Consider the following 19,378-nt stretch of genomic DNA (forward strand, 5'->3'; position numbering starts at 1 on the left):
TAGTTGTAATCGGAATAAATAATCTGAATATTCCTAGAATTTAAGATAAGAGTTTTACTATCCGCAAATAAAGGGGTAAATTCTATTGTCTACTAAATAGATTAGAAAACGATAATAAAATTAGGAGGATTACGATGCCCCAGCTTGATTCATTACATCCCATTGTAGAAAAAATAATCAACAATATTGAAAAATTAATGGTCGGAAAACGAAAAGAAACGATTTTAGTCTTGACAGCTCTCTTAGCTGAAGGTCATGTACTATTAGAAGATGTTCCTGGTGTCGGGAAAACAATGCTAGTACGTGCTCTTTCTAAATCAATTGATGCCGATTACAAGCGAATTCAATTCACACCTGATTTACTGCCGTCAGATGTAACAGGTGTTTCTATTTACAATCCAAAAGAGCTCCAATTCGAGTTCAAGCCTGGACCAATTATGGGGAATTTTGTACTTGCTGATGAAATTAATCGTACATCTCCAAAGACACAATCTGCCTTACTTGAAAGTATGGAAGAAGGCACTATCACAATAGATGGCATTACAAGATCGTTACCAAAACCTTTCTTTGTAATGGCTACACAAAATCCGGTCGAATATGAGGGAACATATCCTTTACCAGAAGCTCAACTCGATCGTTTCTTGTTGAAGCTAACAATGGGATATCCTACACCAGAAGAAGAATTTGAAATTTTAAATCGAATGGAAAAAGCAAACCCACTCTCCCATTTACAAGCTATTACTACAATAAAAGAATTACTTTATTTACAACAAAGCGTACGGGAAGTAAGTATGGACAAAGCAATCAAGCATTACATTGTAAAGCTTGTTAATCAGACTCGTTCTTATAGTTCTATACAGCTAGGTGCGAGTCCACGCGGCTCAATTGCTTTAATGAAAGCTTCACAGGCTTATGCATTCATCCATGGCAGAAATTATGTTATTCCAGACGATGTTAAATTTTTAGCTCCTTACGTTTTAGCTCACAGACTCATTCTAAAAATGGAAGCAAGATTTGAAGGAATAACAGGAGAACAAGTTATCGCCAAAATCGTTGCACGAACTACCGTGCCGACTCAACGGACGAAGAACCTTTGATGAAACGACTACTACGAGCACTATATCACGTTACGAAGTTATTGCTAATCCCTTTATGCCTAGTCTTAACATTTGTGTACGCTATGCTTCAAGGAGGATTTGTAAGTTGGTTTTTGTTTTACAGTACGATTCCTATTGGCCTTTATTCACTACTACTCCCCTTCTACGCTTTACGGGACGCTGAAGTAAAACGAATAACAAACCAAAATGAATATGTAGCAGGAGAACGATTTTTAAGCACGATTACAATAAAAAGAAAATTTCCTTTTCCCTTACTTTATTTAATTATAGAAGATGAACTGCCACCACAATTTACAAGTTGTAGACAAACAAAGTTGAATAAGGTCATACTCTTTCCAGGATTAAAACGAAATATTTCGTTTCAATATATTATTGACACAATCCCTAGAGGAGAGCACACTTTTTCAAGCGTACGTGTCAAAACTGGCGATCTATTCGGCATAATGGAGAAAGAAGTAACTTTTTCAGCTCCAGATACATTTTTAGTCTATCCCCAGTATGTAGATATAACGTATCGACAATTGGAAAATCATTTCGAACAAGGAGCGCTTTCAGCAAATATAAATTTAGCAAAAAACTCTACAGTCTCTGTCGGTGTCAGAGACTATAAACCTGGTGACCGCTTTTCATGGATTGATTGGAAAGCAACTGCACGAACAAATAATATTATGACGAAAGAGTTTGAACAACAGCGTAGCCATAATATCATGATATTCATGGACAGAACTGAGTCCCCTCTATTCGAATCAGTCGTAACGTTTACTGCCTCTATTGTGAGGTCTGTCTTGAAGCAAAATTCACCAGCGTCATTCGTGTCTGTCGGAAAAGAACGAACTATTTTCCCTTTAGACAATGGAGATACTCAGTTGCAACAAATCTTTTGCCATTTAGCGAAAGTACAAGCAGACAGTGTATTCCCGCTCTCCCAGAGTGTAGAAATGGAATTAAGAAAAATTTATCAGCCCGTAACAATTATACTCGTGACAAGCGATCTTTCTCCCGACATTCAAAAGGCGGCTGAATGTGCTGCTATAAAAAATAGAAAATTAATGGTGTTTGTCGTGAAAGAAAAAGCGAATCAACTCTCACATCGAGAACTAAGTATTCTAGAAACTCTACAAAAACGAAAAATATTTGTAAACACGGTTTATGAAAACCGGTATACAAACGTGTTTTTTGAGGTGAGCAAATGATAACATTACAAACAAAATATCAATGGGATATGAGCAGATTCTTCATGCATGTATGTGTACTTCTTCTTTTACTAGAATGGCTAAGACCCCTTATAGGTATTACAAACGTAGGTAGATTAGATATTTTTGTACTATTTATAGTAATTTGCTTCACTCTCTCTTTTTTTCAAACAAGGTGGCAAATTCCAATAAAGATCGTCACGATCTTATTCATCATTCATTCCTTGTATTATAAAAAGGCTTTTATAAATCCATCTTGGCTAACAACATTTTTTTCTGATATTTCTCGAAATTCCTCCCTTTTTTTCCAGGGGAATTTGCTAGATATTTCTCCAGTTTTTCCAACAGTTTTATTTTTTCTATCATTTTGGTTTTTGAGTTCTTTCACCTCTTTTTGGATGATTCGTAAAAAACGTGGATTGTTATTTCTTGCATTGACTATTATTTATATCACAACTTTTCATAACTTACATTTATACAATGCAAACTACGCTATTATTCGTACTATTGTCATCGGCTTTTTTATGCTTAGTCTTCTTCGAATAGAACGAATAAAAGAGATGGAACACTTACAAAATTATGCTAGAGAAATCTCAAAATTACTTAGACCTCTTACAATATTTATTGTATTGTCAGCAACCATCGCATACTTCGCTCCAAAATTCGGCCCTCAATGGCCAAATCCAATGAACTTTTTAAAATTCAACACATCCGAAGCAAGTAAAAAACAAGAAGTTTCTACAATTGGGTATGGTTTAGATGACGCGCAATTAGGCGGTCCTTTTAAGGCGGATAATACAATTGTTTTTACAGCACAAACGCAAAACAAACAATATTGGAGAGTAGAAACAAAAGATTTTTATACAGGAAAAGGCTGGGAGGTTTCTGAAAATCCGAAGAAGGTTTCTTTTAAAAATAAAAACGACGTCGTGAGTTGGTACGAACAAAATACAAAAACGGAGACAACCGAAGCAACGATCACCATGCAAAAAAGTTATCCTCACCTTACCTATCCAGCAGGATTAGTATCAGTTGAGGCTTCTTCTGATGTATCATACAGCGTTGACCCATTTTCAGAAAAAATCTATACGATGCACGGAGACTCTTCTACTACTTTAAATTCGTATAAAGTAACGTATGAGATTCCGGAGTTTTCCATAGAAAACTTGAAAGCTGCAAAAACGAATGAAGGTCAAGAAACAAGTTCTTATTTCATGACAAAGTACACACAACTTCCCGAATCATTACCACAGCGAGTAAGAGACTTAGCTGTTAATCTAACAAATGATAAAGACAACCGATATGATAAAGTATTGGCTATTGAAAATTACTTCACCGACAATTCTTTTGTATACGAAACAATGAATGTCTTATTCCCTGCCAAAAACCAAGATTATGTAGATCAATTCCTTTTCGATACAAAAAGTGGCTACTGTAATAATTTTTCGACGTCTATGATCGTGTTACTTCGTTCTGCCGGGATTCCCGCTCGATGGGTAAAAGGCTTTACAGAAGGAACTCTTGAGAATACATTTGCTAATGCAGAAGGTGAGAATGTTTATAAAATCGAAAACAATAACGCACACTCTTGGGTCGAAGTATATTTTTCAGGATATGGATGGGTTCCATTCGAACCAACAAAAGGATTTACCAATCCCTATAATTTTGTAAACAATACTCCTGCTTCCACGTCACAAAATAGCGAAGAAAATAATTCTAAAAACGCGCAAATACAAGAGCGAAACAATGAAGCAAAGCTCAAAAGTTTAATAGAAAATACAGAAGAATCCTCTACTAAAAAGAACCCAAATTCTAATAATGGGTTTTCTTGGTGGTACGTATTCCTCTCTATAATACCGGTTAGTATCATGGGATACATTCTCTTCATTACTAGAATGAAATGGATTACTTTTTTTATTATTCATTTCTATAAATACCGAAAAGATGATGCTGTTTATCAAAAAGCTTACGGTGCACTTTTAAAACAATTTGCGAGAATTGGCATACCACGGGGGGAAAGTCAAACATTCCGAGAATACGCTCTCCACATCGATACACTTTACAACTCGGCCGATATGCAACAACTTACTTTCAGTTATGAGAACGCTATGTATCAAAAAGGACAGGCCGCAGCCGAATGGAAGAAATCCGTACACTTATGGGAAGTGCTTATGAAAAAAGCAGCTTCTCTTCCTAAATCAAATAAATTCGATACAGTGATTTAATCTTGATAATGTGAGTTTAAAGAAAACACCTCAAAGAACTGCATTGTTCTTTGAGGCGTTTTTCATAAAATGAAACTCCTAGTTATTCTCCAAGTACCTTCTCAATCTCCACCTCTAAATCTACCGGCTTCGTTTGCGGTGCAAAACGCCCTACTACTTTCCCGTCTTTTCCAATTAGAAACTTAGTAAAGTTCCATTTTACTGCTTTCATCCCTAGTAAACCTGGTGCTTGTTCTGTCATGTATGTATACAGAGGATGAGCCTTGTCACCTTTCACATCAATTTTTGCAAACATCGGGAAGTTTACACCATAGTTCAATTCACAAAAACTTGTAATATCTGCTTCTGTGCCTGGTTCTTGTCCCCCGAATTGATTACAAGGGAAACCGAGTATTTCTAGTCCTTGGTCTTTATATTTATCATATACTTCTTGTAATCCTTTATATTGAGGTGTAAATCCACATTTACTAGCTACATTTACAATAAGAAGTGCTTTTCCTTCGTAATCTTTTAACGATTTATCTTCTCCTGTTATTGTTTTAGCTGAAAAATCATAAACTGTCATTGCTCCTGCCCCTCTCTTCACTATCATTCTATGTTTATACTATACTACATTCGTGAATATACAGCTCTTTTTACATACTCACGCGTTAAAATGGTAGCGCTTTATTTTTGTTCGAAATTTCGACACAAATTACTAGACTTTTATGATGGAAAGTTTTACAATTAAATTGTGAACAAAATGTGACAGTTTATATTCCATTATAAAAGAAAAGGATGGTGTTCATTATGAAAACTGCACAACGTGAAACGATTTCAAATCGCGAGTTTTATTTCGTACTATATATGATGTTATTGTATGTTACTGGTTGGGTAATCGATGTAAATGGCTTATTCCTAAGCTCCTACTTTAATTTAGCAGGAGAGATTACTCTTCCGTTAGTTGGCGGTATTGTTGGACTTTTCGTTATGTTTATCAATAAAGAACAAACTAAATAACAACATTACATAAAGGCAGAAGACGAATTTTCGTTTTCTGCCTTTTTTCTTTTTTAGCGTATAATAGAAACATGCAGTATATAAGGAGTGGTAAATATGAAAAAGGTCGAGCAATTATCTTCTCACCTATATCTTATTGATGATTTCGATTTACAACATAATGAGCGAACTGGTACGTACGTTTTATTAGGTGATGATATTACTTTAATTGAAACTTGTGCAGCCCCTTCTCTTCCGTATATTTTAGATGGCTTACAACAATTACATATTGATTTAAATGATGTTAAAAACATCATCGTTACGCATGTTCATTTAGATCACGCTGGGGCAGCTGGTTTAATGATGGAAAAGTGCCCAAATGCTACTTTATATGTGCATTCTCGCGGTGCTCGTCATATGATTGATCCAACAAAACTCATTTTAGGCGCAAAAGCTGTGTACAAAGAAGATTTCGATAAACTTTTTGATCCAATTCTTCCTATAGAAGAAGAACGTGTTCACATTGTGCAAAATGGTGATACGTTAAAAATTGCAGAAGACCGCATCCTTACATTTTATGATACACCAGGGCATGCAAAGCACCATATTAGCATTCATGATTCATTAACAAACGGTATTTTTACTGGCGATACAATTGGCATTTATTATAGAGAACTCGCAGACCTTGGTGTAGAGTTATATCTACCATCAACGTCCCCGTCACAATTTCAGCCAGATGCGATGATCGCTTCTAAAAATCATATTCAAAGTATGAATGTAGATACTATTTATTTCGGCCATTACGGTGCATCATCTCATGTTACAGAAGTATATAACCAACTGGAACACTGGTTACCTATTTTCGTTCATACTGGTAAAGATGTCTTTGAAAAATGTAATGATTTCGATGAGGCGACTAAGGCATTACAAACTTTATTAATGGATAAAATCTCTTCTCACCTTACAAAGTTAAACGTTCCATCAAATCATTCCGTTTATAACATTTTACATCTAGATATAGAAATTAGCGCCATGGGCATTATTGATTATTTCACAAAGCAAGAAAAAACAAATTCCACTATTAAATAACGGCAAAAAAGAGATATACAACAGTAGTTATTGTATATCTCTTCTTTCTTTGAATATATTTTTAGTAAAGGATGGTGGAATGCAATGCAAAAGGTGATGCTATACCTCTGCTTTACATTATTTATCGTCTTATTATTATTTGTCGGAGTGAAAATTCAATTTTATTTAGATACAGACGCGCAAGTGAACTTTAACATTTACCCAAGGCTATTCTACTATACACTCTTTCCTCTTGTAGTCGGCATTTTATTACGTTTCCTTCAATCCATTAACCGTGAAACGAGTAAACAAAACTGGAGCTTTCAACTGGATAAATTTATTGCGATTACAGTTCCTACAATATTAATTTCCTTTTCCCCAGCACTACTCTTTTCACCAGTTGGCAAATACCTACCTTATTTAACTAATATTATTCTTGTGAATACAACTTTTGTTACGATAATTAGTTTAATAGCTGGTTATTCACTTTTAGATTGTTTTATACAAAAAGACAAGGATAATAGCAAGGAATATAACTAAGTGATTTCCCACTTTCACTTTATTAAGCAAATCAAGTTAATTCTGCCCCTGACTTGTATGCAAAAGAACCTAATAATCAATTTTTAAGTGTCATTGGTTATGGTGGTTTATTTATAAGTGCAATACTCCTTGTGAGAGTTGCTATACATGCGGTAAGGAAATTTAAGTAATAACAAAACGAGTATGAAATCGCATAGATTTTATACTCGTTTTTTATTGTTCATATATTCAATATGTACTAGGGAATTTATGGTAAACTATAGAAAATCGTGCACTAAATCAAAATACATTTCAAACAAGGGAGACACTTATTATGAAATTAGGGACTTTCTCGTTTCTAACCTTTATCGCAAGTATATGTTCTTTCTTTATTTTAAGAGGACCTAATACAAATTTAACTTTGATTATTGCGATTCTAGGCATACTTTCATTACTCGGTATTATTTTTGCGATAGCATCAAAAAATTGGTTATTCGGAATAGTTGGTACGGCATTAAATGGAGTAATACTAGTATTTGTATATTTCTTATTACTAGCAAAAGGAATAGGTGGTTAATATATTTACGTTTCAATAAGAAAAGCTCACCTTTTCATCTACATACTCCATAAACTGTTCTGCTTTAATAAATCTTTCTTTATACGCTTCAGGTACTTCTTCTACTGTTATCCCACCACTCGATTTCGCTTTTACTAATACAGTTTGATATGACATTAATGCTTCCATAAATAAAATGTGCTGTCTTATATACTTCTTGAATCATTTTATCATACAATTCGCTATACGCTTCTTTATTGCCCGATAAAGTTAATTGGATTAAATCTATATACACTGTTTCATCCTTCATGTACCATCCCTCCTTTGTTCTACACTATATATTGGCAAGCAAACAATATTTCGTTCGATTTTTTCAAAATATTTTTTATATAAATTAATATAATGATGCAATACGTTCATAAGCTTCACTTATAACCTTGCATAACAATTATATAATTTTCCAATTCCTAATGAAGATTTAAAATGATATATATAGTCAAATTTAGGAGGGTGTATATGAAAGCTATCGTTGTAACTTCATTTGGTGGTCCTGAAGTGTTGAAATATACAGACATGGATATTCCTACAATTTCAGATCACCAAGTTTTAATTCGTGTTGTTGCTACTAGTGTTAATTTCGCCGATATTAAATCACGTTATGGCAAAAAAGGAAACAAAGCCTTACCTTTTATTCCAGGGATAGATGCAACTGGTATTGTAGAACACGTAGGTTCTCATGTGAAAAACATTTATCCTGGCCAGCGTGTCATTGCTTTTCCTCAAAATGGCTCTTACGCTGAATATGTTGTTGCGAACGAAAATCTTACTTTCGTTTTACCTGATGAAGTCGACTTTCAAACCGCCGCCGCTTGTCCTATCGTATCTTTTACAAGCTATAATTTACTTGCAAATGTTGCAAGAATTCAACAAGGTGAGTCTGTACTAATCCATGCAGCCGCTGGCGGAATTGGTACTACAGCGATTCAACTTGCAAAACTATTAGGGGCTGGAAAAGTTATCGGCACTGTTGGAAGTAAAGCAAAACGAAAAATCGTTTTAGATGCTGGAGCTGATTATGTTATTTGTCATCAAGATGAAGATTTTGTAGAAAGGGTAACTCAGCTTACAAACGGAGGAGGCGTTAATATTGTTTTAGATTCTATTTCTGGTACTGTGTCCGAAAGAAGTTTAGAATGCCTTGCTTATTACGGTCGTCTCGTCCATTTCGGCAATGCTAGCGGAGAAGTTGGTAGCTTTCAAACGAAAGATTTACACGCAAGTTGCCGTTCTATACTCGGTTTCAGCTTTGGCACTACACGAAAAAAACGTCCTGAATTGCTTCAAGAAACTGCGAATCAAATTTTCCGTTATTTACGCGATGGAAGTTTACAAATTAAAGCCACGAAATCTTTTCCTCTTCAAGATGCAGGGAAAGCACATGAATGGGTCGAAAGTAGACAAAGTACAGGGAAAGTAATACTACACGTTCAGACAGCTCCCTAAAATGAATACATGAAATAGAGGTGTTATTCATGGGATCAAGAATTATGCATATCATTATCGCTAACGGTATTGCTGAGAAACTTTCTATTCAAGATAAAACTTCTTTCTTACTTGGTGGTGTAGCCCCTGATGCTGTTCATTCAAAAAAAGAAAAAGGAACCTCACATTTTTATGCGGGTACAACGAAGAACTATACGAGAAGAATAGATTATGATTCCTTTTTGCATAAATATGAAGCACATATAGATTCCCCATTTATTTTAGGCTATTATACCCACCTCATTGCCGATAATAATTGGCTCAGTGGATTTTTTCTACCTTGGCTAAAAAACAGAATAGAAAATGACGAAACTATCGCACCTATGTACTATAACGATTTTAAATTGTTAAATGCAAAGTTACTTCATCATTACGATAAAGAACAACAGCTCTTCGCCCTACTTAATCAAGAGGCTAACATTGTGGATATCGAGGAGGTTTCTAGAGGAAACGTTTTAGCTTTTCGAACATATCTTTTTGAAGATATGCTGTATCCCGAGCAACATTTGCATGAGGATTTACAAGTGTTTACGTTTGATCAAATCGTTGGTTATATTGAAACTGCAATTGAGAAAGGTGCTTTTTATATCGAGCAACTGGCGAATAAAAAGTCCACTTCAAATATTTAATCCCCCTCATTATATACGAGGGGGATTTTTCAATAACATTATTATTTGTTCTTTTCCATAACCGCAAAATAATTCCCTTCACTATCAGCAAAGTTAAACACTTTACCAGTAGGCATAGTTACCATTTCGCCAACAGTAACATTTTTATTTGTTAAATCTTTGTATAGTTGTTCAAGATTTTCTGAGAAGAACATTAAAGATGGTGTACCAAGATTCAATTCTGGGCTCATTTTCGAAATAACTTCTTTATTATGTAATATAATGCTCGTTTCTGCACCGTTAGTCGGAGCGATTTCAATCCATCTCATTCCTTGTTTGTTATCTTCCTCTGTGATTACATGAAATCCTACCTTTTCTGTCCAAAAATTTACTGCCTCATCTTGATTATTTACATATAACATAATTTGTCCGACTTTATGGATCATTTCATTTCCTCCTAATGGTTTTTATATTCTAAGTAGCTTTCTACAGGTGCTATTATTATTCCTTTTTAATGTATATGTATTTCTTCACGAAATTTATCGACTGACTCATTTCATTCCATGCACAAACAAAATTAGAAACTAACACTATTGTCGTTTTTTGTTGATAAATCGATATCCCCTATAGAATCGTTGATATATTTGAAGTTGCTATTTAACAACTTACAAACAAAAAAGACGTAACTACGCATAGTTACGTCTTTCCTTTTATTTATCTAGGTTTTTTCTTACCAGTAAATGCTGGTTTCTTTTTCTTTGGTGCTTTCGGTTTCGTTTCTACAAATGATCCGTTGAACATTTCTTGCTTCGTAAACACGATACCTAGTTTTTTTGCAAATTGAAGTAATTTACGCTCTTCTTGTTCTGTTACAAGAGAAACGACTGTTCCTTCTTTCCCCATACGTCCAGTACGTCCTGAGCGGTGAATGTATTGGTCTACAGTGTCTGGTAACTCTAAATGAATTACGTGTGTTAAATCATCAATATCGATCCCACGTGCTGCAATATCAGTAGCAAGTAGAATTTCTAATTTGCCGCTACGGAATGCACGCATCGTTGCTTCACGCTCTTGTTTATTTGCCTCTGCATGAAGAGCTGCCGCTTTCATTTTACGGAATTTCAGTTTCTGAGTAATTTCATCTAAACGGAATGGATCATTTAAGAAGGCAACTGCTTTTACATTTCCCATATGCATAATTCTTCTTATATAATCATTTTTTTCACGACGTTCACACACAATATACGTATGTTCAACTAGGCTCTTTGCCTCTGAACGTGTTACACGTACTAATTGTGGTTCAGCTGTCAAATCACGTGCCGCGTCTTCTGCCGCTTTCGTTATTGTCGCCGAGAAGAATACTAATTGACGATCGCGCATCGTTGATTTAATTACATCAAGTACAGCACCCATCATCTTTTGTTTTACAATTTGATCAAACTCATCAAATACAATCGTTTTCACTTCATGCATCTTTAGTTTTTTCATACGAATCAATTCTAAAATACGTCCTGGTGAACCAACAATTACTCTCGGATGTTTCTTTAATTTTTCAACTTGGCGCTTAATATCCGCACCACCAATTAAAGACGCACCTGAAATATCAGTTCCCGCTGTAAACTTTTGAACTTCTTCATGAATTTGCATAACAAGTTCACGAGTTGGAGCTAAAATTACAACTTGAGGTTGTTTAACTTCAGGATTAATTTTATGTAAAAGGGGTAATAAGTACGCTAATGTTTTTCCTGTTCCAGTTGGAGATTCAGCTATAACGTCTTGTCCTTCTAAAATAGTTGGAATCGCTTGTTTTTGAATTTCAGTAAACTCTTTAAAACCAGCCTTTTCCCAAGCTTGTTGTAAAAATGGTTGCATATCTTTTATCATTTGTTTTTCTCCTTTATCTCTATTTTTGAAGAAAATGTTGTATTGTTCGCACCGTTTCTATCATGTGTGAAATAACAGCTATTAAATCATCAACATGGTCTTCTGTAATCGCTTTTTGAAATAGAACCTCTACCTTATTATGATATGAAATCGCTTGCTTATTATATTCGTATGAAATTTTCTGTGTAATCATTCGCTCTTTTCCCCAAATAGATTGCAATAAAGCTTCAATTTCTTGGCATCCTATCTCTGGCTGTTCCATTTCGAACGAGAACGCTAACTTCATTTCACAACCTGGTATAAACTGAGGTACTTCCAATATTTCACCTGATAAATTCTTCGCATCAACAGATAGTGAAAATATCGCTTCTACCATCGTTTTAAATGTTTCTGTTAGTTGAAATGAAATACTATACATACGGCTTAATGAAGCAAGATCCATCACATCTTTTCGATCTGTTACAAGAATATCACCGTGTAAATCGAAATCATAGACAGCTCCTTCTACGATTACTTTTAAATTTTCAAAAGCAGTTGGATCAAACATAATTTCCTCCAAAAAACAGGCGCCTTTCTATGGAAAGGCGCCACTTGATGTATATATAGTTTACAGATAAACGAGATGAATTACAACCTTTTAGAATAAACCTACTGCTTTTCCATCTTCATTTACATCCATTTGAAGCGCAGCTGGCTGTTTAGGAAGACCAGGCATTGTTAACATTGTTCCTGTTAATGCAACGATAAACCCTGCACCGATAGATGGTTTCAATTCACGAATTGTAACAATAAAGTCAGATGGGCGACCTAATTTTGTTGCATCGTCAGAAAGAGAATATTGTGTTTTCGCCATACATATTGGTAGGTTACTCCATCCTTCTCCTTCAAATTGAGCTAATTGTTTACGTGCTTTCGGTGCAAACTCAATATCTTTTGCGCCATACACTTTTTGAGCAATTGTACGAATTTTTTCTTCTAATGGTAATTCTAATTCATAAAGTGGTGCGTAGTTGTTTTCACCTTTTTCAATTTCTTTTAACACTTTCTCAGCAAGGTCTACACCACCTTGGCCACCTTTCTCCCAAACTTCTGTTAAGGATACTGCATAGCCACGCTCATTGCACCATTCTTGTAAGTATGTAACTTCTGCGTCTGTATCAGTAATGAATTTGTTAATGGCAATTACGAATGGAACACCGAAGCTTTGAATTGTTTCAACATGTTTCTGTAAGTTTTCCATTCCTTTTGCTAATGCATCTACATTTTCTTCTTTTAATTGATCTTTCGCCACACCACCGTGCATTTTAAGCGCACGAATAGTCGCAACAATAACTACCGCTTCTGGTTTAATACCAGCTGCACGTGCTTTAATGTCTAAAAACTTCTCAGCACCTAAATCTGCACCGAATCCAGCTTCTGTAATAACATAATCACCTAATTTTGCTGCCATTGTCGTAGCGATAACACTGTTACAACCGTGAGCGATATTCGCAAATGGTCCGCCATGAATGATAGCTGGTGTATTTTCTAATGTTTGTACTAAGTTCGGTTTTAATGCATCTTTTAATAATAATGTTAACGCACCTTCTACACCTAAATCTTTAACCGTTACAGGTTGATTTGCAAAGTTATAAGCAACTACGATGCGAGATAGACGTGCTTTTAAATCTTGAATATCTGTTGCAAGGCAGAATACGGCCATAATTTCAGATGCTACTGTAATATCAAAACCGTCTTCACGTGGTACACCTTGAACCGGTCCACCAAGGCCAATTACTACATTACGAAGGGCACGATCATTTAAATCAACACAGCGTTTCCAAACGATTTTACGCGTATCAATTCCAAGTGTGTTTCCTTGTTGGATATGATTATCAATGAACGCCGCTAATGCGTTATTAGCAGTTGTAATCGCATGAATATCTCCAGTAAAGTGAAGATTAATATCCTCCATTGGTACTACTTGAGAATAACCGCCACCTGCTGCTCCGCCTTTTAATCCCATTGTTGGTCCAAGAGATGGTTCGCGAAGTGCAATTACTGTTTTCTTACCAATTTTATTAAAAGCTTGACCTAAACCAACTGTTACTGTTGATTTACCTTCTCCTGCTGGAGTTGGGTTAATTGCTGTTACTAAAACAACTTTACCGTCTTTCTCATCTTGTAAACGCTTAAAAATATCAAGAGATAACTTGCCTTTATAATGTCCGTATGGCTCTAGTTCTTCTTCTAAAATATTTAAATTAGTTGCAATTTCTTGAATCCTCTTCATACTTGCTTCTTGTGCGATTTCAATATCGGATTTAACTGTTGTAGTAGTTGTCATATACCCTAGTCCCCCTTTAATTGGTTCTGATGATATTGTATCAGTTTTTTGTATTTTCTGCACTTATTTACCTCCTGAAATTCTTCAATTTTATTATACGTTTTTTAACATAAATACCCATAAAAATGTTAACGCTTGTTGTAACTCTGTAGGTAGTTGACCTAACATCTTCTCATTTACTCCGCGCTTATATACGCCGATGCCATCTACAACTTCAAAACCTTGTTCTTTCGCTAACTGTTCAAATTCCCAAGGCATCATCGTATTGCAAACAACATCTTTGCCGTATAGGCGAGGATAACTGTTCTCTCTCGGTTTTGCTGTCGGTCCTAAAATTGCAATACATGCGTATCCATCTTTCTTTAAAACACGCTTTATTTCATTTAATGCTTGCAATGGCTCCTCGGTCCATTCTAAAGAATTAATTGCCATAATTGCTTCAAATTTCTCATTTTCAAATGGTAATGAAGAAAGATCACCTTTTATAAAAGATAAATTGGGGCCTTCTCCGCGTTCCCTACCCTTTTGAATCATAACTTCCGATAAGTCCACCCCAACCGCTTTGTACCCAGTAAGACTTAATTTATATGTACCATACCCATCACCACAGCCAACATCTAACACTTGTACTTCCTTTTCCACGTACTGCTCAAAAAATGGAATGATTGTACTCCTGCTCCCACTATCCCACATTTCTTGACTATTTTGATTCCAAAAATCTGCATTATTATCCCATTTTTTCTCTGCCGATTCATGCCAATTAAACTTCGTCATACATTCCCCTACCTTCAGTTATTATCATTCATTTCATTCTACATCATTTTCCAAAATTCCTGTTTATCCCGCATTAACGGGCAGTAGAATTCGGCGAATGCGAGGAAGTTAGGTGGGAGATAACTGCCTCGTATTCGCCCGATTGGTGAGGGCTAATAATCAGTGGGGGATGTACAAAACCCCCACTGATTAAAGTTTCACTTTATCTTCATAAGGAGGTGAACAGGATAACAACGGAATCTATTTTCTCCAATTTTTGCTTTACTTGGGTTTAACTCATACTCATGTTCTTCTCCTTATGAAAGATACTATAGATACACCCAATTGAAAGAGAGGGATGTACATGCGAAGAAAGAGAAATCATCATTTTAAAAGTGGTGAAAAAAATGAAGAGTATGCAGCTGAAATATCTCCGGCTGGTATTCCGATTAGACATGAACGCAAAGAAATTGCAAATGAAATAGAAGGTACAAATACCGGTGCAATGATAGGCTATGTCGCATTATTTCTTTCGTTATTCTCCATTGCTTTTTATCCTGTTACACTCGGCTCCCTTGCTATTTTAGTTGGCTTATTAGCTGTCAATTTTGGAGCGAGAACACTTGGATATACCGCAATTGGTTTTGGCAGTTTTTCTGTTTTATTCACTTTACTATATCCGCTTGCTTTATCAGCGTTTTAAAAAAAACACACCAAGTTATACTTGGTGTGTTCATTCATGATACAACATGATATGACCGCATCCACAACAATGCTTCGCTGTAATTTCTTGAAAAACTGGATAATTCTCTTCATCTCTATGCTCAATAAACACCTTTTCAAATCGGTACATGTTTGGCGCATATGCCCAATCTTGTTTCGTACGTGCATATAATGTTGAAGAAAAAAACTCCTCACCACCACAAACGATACATCCCTTCTTCATCAATACCCCTCCTATGCTTGTCTTACTTCATCTATATGAACATAAGCATAAAAAAAAGACCTTCTATTACTAGAAAGTCTTCTCTGAAACAAAAAGAAATGTACCGAATATACCTACTCCGCTATATTCTTTCGTAACACCAGCTTCTGTTTTATACGTTTGCTTTACAGTCATAAAGAAAACACCATTTCGTGCATCAATACTTTCAAACTGTAATTTCTCTTTTTTTCCATCTACATTTTGCGTGCATTCAAAGCTACTCTCGTCACATTTCAATGCATACTTATCCTCTAAATGCAATTTAAAATCTGATTCTTTCGGACAAGTTATAAGTAATATCGCCACGAGAATAATACTTACAATACCCACAATTGTATAATATTTCTTCATTTGTTCTCCTTTCAAAAGACAAGAAAACTTGACTTCATGCGCCAAGTTTTCTTAGTCTACAACCCATTGCCACTCTTGTTCTTTCTTATCAAAAATGAGCCAACCCGTTTCTGTTGCTTCCGCTTTCAATTCATCGATATTATCTAGTACCTCATCCGTACTTTCGAATGATCCTACTACATATACCGGAATTTCAAGACCTCTTCTCGACTCAATTTTCCCCGCTAAATCAATGTATAACCCATCTTCCATTAACGGAATAAGCCCGAGGATAACTTCCTTTGAAATTGCTGGGAAAATCTTTGATTTTTGGAAGAAAGTAAAACGTTTCTTTCCAAACGAACCGAGTTTATACGGAATCACTTTACTTAGCATTCCTACAAAATCACCGATTCTACGGTAATACACTTTGTTGTACCAACCGTCATCATGTGAAAAATAAACGAATCTATTCTTCAACAACGGAAAGAACGTTCTTCCAAGTGGTTCTTTTTTGTGAGCCAAATATAATAATTCTGCAATTTCTTTTGGCTCTAACTCATCTAAATCGCTTGCATCATCGAAATCTACCCAACAAAATTCATCAAATTCATCAATCTCTGCTTGAATGAGTTTATGTATGTTTTCTTCCTCAACATATTCAAATAAAGTATGATAATGAAAATCTGTCCACTCAAAATTATGCTTTAAAAGCAATACTTGATGAAGCGGTGAAGGGATGTTACTTGCAAACTCTTTAAACGTAATTCCAGATGTAATAAAACAATGACCCCGACGATTACCATTAATATATATCATATTGTTTACTTGGTCAGATCCTCCAGACAAAGCACCTAGCCACCTTCGTTTTATATGTTTCAATTCTATAGCATATTTTAACATGAAAAATTTTAGAAACATAGAAAAAACTTCAAAAACTATTTACAATTTCATGTGTTTTATTACATACTGATTACAAGAAAAAACGCCTGCTTATAAGCAGGCGTTTTTAAAGGATATCATCTGGGTTTTGAGGGTGATGATTTCCCTCTTTCTTTTCATCTTTTTGGAACATCGATTGAATTTTATCAATTGTTTTCGGAGCTAATTCAATCATTTTTTCCGCTAAATGTGTCGCATTTTGTAAATGAAGAATATTTACTCCATCTTTATTCACCACAAGAAATGCTACTGGTGTAATGGAAACACCACCCGCGCTACCGCCACCAAATGCAGGGTTACCGTTCGCTCTTTGCCCGTCATTCGTTTGGAAATCAGAACCTCCTGCTCCAAAACCGAACGCTACTTTAGAAACCGTTAACACTACACCACCGTCAGCCGTTTGAACAGGCTCTCCAACAATCGTATTAACATCGACCATTTCCTTCAGATTTTCCATTGCTGCTTTCATTAATCCTTGAATTGGATGATCCACCGTTCATAACCTCCTTTGTCATATCTTTCCTAGTTTTTCCGAAAGTTTGTGAACTAAACATAAAATTTTATATTGATTTCAAAAAATAAAAGTTATAATATTTAGAAAAATAAAAAAAGAGGTTGATTCGTTATGATACGAAAATTAACAACGAAAGACCATGAACAAGTATTTGCTTTTTTAAAAGAAGAAGCAGCCCTTAACTTATTTATCATTGGAGATATTGAAGCTTTCGGTTATGATACAAATTTTCAAGAACTATGGGGAGCATTCGAAGAGAACGGAACATTAAAATCGATTTTACTCCGCTTCCATGATGCATTTATACCGTACAGTAAAGAAGATTTTGTGGTCGCTGACTATGAGGCACTTCTTTCCACATATAAGCCGCTTAAACTCTCTGGCAAATCAAATATTGTAGAAAAATTTGAAACTGCTCCAAGTATACAACTAGGTGCCAAAAATGAAATGTATTTTTGCGAATGTCTGGATAACAATAACTTACCCAGTGCACCTGTTCATGAAACGATTAAACTTGCCTCACTAGATGATATAGAGCAAATTATGCAACTACGCAGTAACATCGCTGAATTCCCAACTGCTAATGAATCAGAGAAAATGTTAAGGCAAGCTATCGAAACAAATACAGGACGTACATATTATATTGAAAAAGATGGTGCAATCATCGCATCCGCCTCTACTTCTGCTGAAAACTCATTATCCGCTATGGTTGTTGGAGTCTGTACACATCCGAATCATCGCGGGAATGGATATGCTTCGCTCATATTACAGAAAATGATCCAAGACTTTACGAAAGAAGGCCGAACGCTTTGCTTATTTTATAACAATCCAGCTGCTGGACGAATTTATAAGCGATTAGGATTTAAAGATATTGGCATGTGGACGATGTATCGATAAAGAGCCGATTTATTCATCGGCTTCTTTTATTTATATTGTGCTATTCCAGCTTGAGCTATATCCTCACTTCAAAGTCATAATTACCTGCCTTTCAACAAACCCAAACTCTTCGTACATCTCTTTCGCAAAATTCCCAGCAAATACATTCAACCGAATTTCTGAATACTTCTCCTTCAATTCCTTAATACCAGCTTCCATCAGTTCTCGCGATAATCCTTTCCCGCGATATTTTGGGAAAACGTACAATTCATATATAAATCCAAGTTTTTCACGAGAAAAATAGTCTGTATTTTCCCCTATTAATATCCATCCCATTACTTTATTTTCTTCTTTAATGATTAAATAATATGCTCCCTTTTCTACAATCGGCTTTGTAATTTCAATTGCTTTCTCGGTACTTAATTGACAATTCCCTCTCGTTCCTTCAAAAAGCGATTGAGCCGTATATTTAAATATCTCATTGGTATCTTCTTGATTTGCCTTAATTATCATTTTTCACAACTCCCCTTGAATAATCGGCATTAATATCGCTTGTTCAAGATTCTCCGCTTCCATAACAATTGCCATTAACCCATTCTCTGTACTTGTTTCATGAAATTCTCCCTTTTCCCAAAACACAGCTTGTCCAGCTTCCACCTTCACTTTTTCTTTATCTGCCCCGCATACATATCCTTCGCCGTCCACAATAAGAAGCAGTTGAGATACAACTGCTTCATGATATCCTATTATTCCATTCTCTTGTAAATGCATAGCACCGATATGTATATCCCCTTGATGCTTTAATATTTTTGACATTACAAAGTTAGATTGAAATGCTGATATATGCTTTCCTACTTTTTCACTGAAATCAAATATTTTCATTCCTACTCCTCCCTATATGTATAAAACCATCCTTACTGTCTGCATTAAATGCCCTTCAAAATCTTCTTCAAATTGCTCT

23 protein-coding genes and 2 pseudogenes are annotated in these 19,378 nt (G+C 35.3%); 11 read left to right on the forward strand and 14 right to left on the reverse strand.

The features are described from left to right. Positions 1 to 134: 134 nt before the first annotated feature. From KI356_RS20975 to KI356_RS20985, 3 genes are read left to right on the forward strand one after another with little or no spacing between them, the layout of a single operon-like run. Positions 135 to 1,097, forward strand: a complete 963-nt coding sequence (locus KI356_RS20975) for an AAA family ATPase (protein WP_212936341.1) — start codon at positions 135 to 137, stop codon at positions 1,095 to 1,097. After that, positions 1,097 to 2,311, forward strand: a complete 1,215-nt coding sequence (locus KI356_RS20980; RefSeq protein WP_212936342.1) for a DUF58 domain-containing protein — start codon at positions 1,097 to 1,099, stop codon at positions 2,309 to 2,311. The genes KI356_RS20975 and KI356_RS20980 overlap by 1 nt, the downstream gene beginning before the upstream one ends. Next, a complete protein-coding gene (locus tag KI356_RS20985; RefSeq protein WP_212936343.1) occupies positions 2,308 to 4,536 on the forward strand; it encodes a transglutaminase TgpA family protein in 2,229 nt (742 codons plus the stop codon). The genes KI356_RS20980 and KI356_RS20985 overlap by 4 nt, the downstream gene beginning before the upstream one ends. Before the next feature lie 82 nt (positions 4,537 to 4,618). On the opposite strand, the gene bsaA is transcribed toward KI356_RS20985, so the two are convergent. After that, positions 4,619 to 5,101: a glutathione peroxidase gene (gene bsaA, locus KI356_RS20990; protein ID WP_000219424.1), complete on the reverse strand. Its 483-nt coding sequence runs from the start codon at positions 5,099 to 5,101 to the stop codon at positions 4,619 to 4,621. 224 nt (positions 5,102 to 5,325) lie between these two features. Here bsaA and KI356_RS20995 point away from each other — a divergent pair, with 224 nt between their 5' ends. From KI356_RS20995 to KI356_RS21015, 4 genes are all read left to right on the forward strand, one after another. Beyond that, positions 5,326 to 5,535, forward strand: a complete 210-nt coding sequence (locus KI356_RS20995) for a DUF3925 family protein (protein ID WP_128279840.1) — start codon at positions 5,326 to 5,328, stop codon at positions 5,533 to 5,535. A 96-nt stretch (positions 5,536 to 5,631) separates the two neighbouring features. Beyond that, complete coding sequence (locus KI356_RS21000; RefSeq protein WP_128279839.1) at positions 5,632 to 6,603, forward strand: MBL fold metallo-hydrolase; 972 nt, start codon at positions 5,632 to 5,634, stop codon at positions 6,601 to 6,603. A gap of 84 nt (positions 6,604 to 6,687) precedes the next feature. Next, positions 6,688 to 7,122, forward strand: a complete 435-nt coding sequence (locus KI356_RS21005; protein ID WP_098635336.1) for a hypothetical protein — start codon at positions 6,688 to 6,690, stop codon at positions 7,120 to 7,122. A gap of 313 nt (positions 7,123 to 7,435) precedes the next feature. Continuing rightward, on the forward strand, positions 7,436 to 7,678 hold the full coding sequence (locus tag KI356_RS21015; protein ID WP_212936345.1) for a hypothetical protein: 243 nt from the start codon (positions 7,436 to 7,438) through the stop codon (positions 7,676 to 7,678). Positions 7,679 to 7,690: 12 nt separating this feature from the next. Here KI356_RS21015 and KI356_RS21020 read toward each other — a convergent pair. Together KI356_RS21020 and KI356_RS21025 are read right to left on the reverse strand one after the other, a co-directional pair. After that, a pseudogene (locus KI356_RS21020) lies at positions 7,691 to 7,849 on the reverse strand (DUF3600 domain-containing protein); the annotation flags it as partial. Next, positions 7,847 to 7,967 (reverse strand): annotated as a pseudogene (locus tag KI356_RS21025) (sigma-70 family RNA polymerase sigma factor); the annotation flags it as partial. The pseudogenes KI356_RS21020 and KI356_RS21025, both read right to left, overlap by 3 nt. Positions 7,968 to 8,173: 206 nt before the next feature. Here KI356_RS21025 and KI356_RS21030 point away from each other — a divergent pair. After that, positions 8,174 to 9,160, forward strand: a complete 987-nt coding sequence (locus KI356_RS21030) for a quinone oxidoreductase family protein (RefSeq protein WP_212936346.1) — start codon at positions 8,174 to 8,176, stop codon at positions 9,158 to 9,160. Between the two features lie 29 nt (positions 9,161 to 9,189). Then, a complete protein-coding gene (locus tag KI356_RS21035; protein WP_212936347.1) occupies positions 9,190 to 9,828 on the forward strand; it encodes a zinc dependent phospholipase C family protein in 639 nt (212 codons plus the stop codon). A gap of 41 nt (positions 9,829 to 9,869) precedes the next feature. On the opposite strand, the gene KI356_RS21040 is transcribed toward KI356_RS21035, so the two are convergent. The 5 genes from KI356_RS21040 to KI356_RS21060 form a co-directional block, all read right to left on the reverse strand. Further along, positions 9,870 to 10,253, reverse strand: coding sequence for a VOC family protein (locus KI356_RS21040; RefSeq protein ID WP_212936348.1), 384 nt, complete (start codon positions 10,251 to 10,253; stop codon positions 9,870 to 9,872). A gap of 268 nt (positions 10,254 to 10,521) precedes the next feature. Then, positions 10,522 to 11,691: a DEAD/DEAH box helicase gene (locus KI356_RS21045; RefSeq protein WP_002118754.1), complete on the reverse strand. Its 1,170-nt coding sequence runs from the start codon at positions 11,689 to 11,691 to the stop codon at positions 10,522 to 10,524. A 19-nt stretch (positions 11,692 to 11,710) separates the two neighbouring features. Further along, the gene (locus tag KI356_RS21050) at positions 11,711 to 12,238 is read right to left on the reverse strand and encodes a hypothetical protein (protein WP_144504228.1); all 528 of its coding nucleotides are present in this window, start codon (positions 12,236 to 12,238) and stop codon (positions 11,711 to 11,713) included. Positions 12,239 to 12,328: 90 nt separating this feature from the next. Continuing rightward, positions 12,329 to 14,017 carry a formate--tetrahydrofolate ligase gene (locus tag KI356_RS21055; protein ID WP_307856662.1) on the reverse strand — a complete coding sequence of 563 codons (1,689 nt, stop codon included), beginning with the start codon at positions 14,015 to 14,017 and terminating at the stop codon, positions 12,329 to 12,331. Positions 14,018 to 14,110: 93 nt separating this feature from the next. Then, on the reverse strand, positions 14,111 to 14,791 hold the full coding sequence (locus tag KI356_RS21060) for a class I SAM-dependent methyltransferase (protein WP_212936350.1): 681 nt from the start codon (positions 14,789 to 14,791) through the stop codon (positions 14,111 to 14,113). A gap of 343 nt (positions 14,792 to 15,134) precedes the next feature. Between KI356_RS21060 and KI356_RS21065 the strand changes: the two genes are divergently transcribed. Then, a complete protein-coding gene (locus tag KI356_RS21065) occupies positions 15,135 to 15,473 on the forward strand; it encodes a hypothetical protein (protein ID WP_001253195.1) in 339 nt (112 codons plus the stop codon). Between the two features lie 30 nt (positions 15,474 to 15,503). On the opposite strand, the gene KI356_RS21070 is transcribed toward KI356_RS21065, so the two are convergent. The 4 genes from KI356_RS21070 to ytfJ form a co-directional block, all read right to left on the reverse strand. Beyond that, entirely contained in the window at positions 15,504 to 15,716 is a 213-nt protein-coding gene (locus KI356_RS21070) for a hypothetical protein (protein ID WP_002012518.1), read from the reverse strand. A gap of 69 nt (positions 15,717 to 15,785) precedes the next feature. Continuing rightward, positions 15,786 to 16,106, reverse strand: coding sequence for a hypothetical protein (locus tag KI356_RS21075; RefSeq protein ID WP_128279833.1), 321 nt, complete (start codon positions 16,104 to 16,106; stop codon positions 15,786 to 15,788). Positions 16,107 to 16,157: 51 nt separating this feature from the next. After that, positions 16,158 to 16,934, reverse strand: coding sequence for a hypothetical protein (locus KI356_RS21080; RefSeq protein WP_002118738.1), 777 nt, complete (start codon positions 16,932 to 16,934; stop codon positions 16,158 to 16,160). Positions 16,935 to 17,094: 160 nt separating this feature from the next. Beyond that, positions 17,095 to 17,520: a GerW family sporulation protein gene (gene ytfJ / locus KI356_RS21085; RefSeq protein ID WP_212936351.1), complete on the reverse strand. Its 426-nt coding sequence runs from the start codon at positions 17,518 to 17,520 to the stop codon at positions 17,095 to 17,097. A 132-nt stretch (positions 17,521 to 17,652) separates the two neighbouring features. Here ytfJ and KI356_RS21090 point away from each other — a divergent pair, with 132 nt between their 5' ends. Further along, on the forward strand, positions 17,653 to 18,438 hold the full coding sequence (locus tag KI356_RS21090; protein WP_212936352.1) for a GNAT family N-acetyltransferase: 786 nt from the start codon (positions 17,653 to 17,655) through the stop codon (positions 18,436 to 18,438). A 63-nt stretch (positions 18,439 to 18,501) separates the two neighbouring features. Here KI356_RS21090 and KI356_RS21095 read toward each other — a convergent pair whose 3' ends face one another. Continuing rightward, positions 18,502 to 18,930 carry a GNAT family N-acetyltransferase gene (locus KI356_RS21095; protein ID WP_212936353.1) on the reverse strand — a complete coding sequence of 143 codons (429 nt, stop codon included), beginning with the start codon at positions 18,928 to 18,930 and terminating at the stop codon, positions 18,502 to 18,504. Positions 18,931 to 18,933: 3 nt separating this feature from the next. Next, positions 18,934 to 19,299, reverse strand: a complete 366-nt coding sequence (locus KI356_RS21100) for a cupin domain-containing protein (protein ID WP_212936354.1) — start codon at positions 19,297 to 19,299, stop codon at positions 18,934 to 18,936. Positions 19,300 to 19,378: the final 79 nt, after the last annotated feature.

Source organism: Bacillus hominis (assembly GCF_018332515.1).
Classification (GTDB): Bacteria; Bacillota; Bacilli; order Bacillales; family Bacillaceae_G; genus Bacillus_A; species Bacillus_A hominis.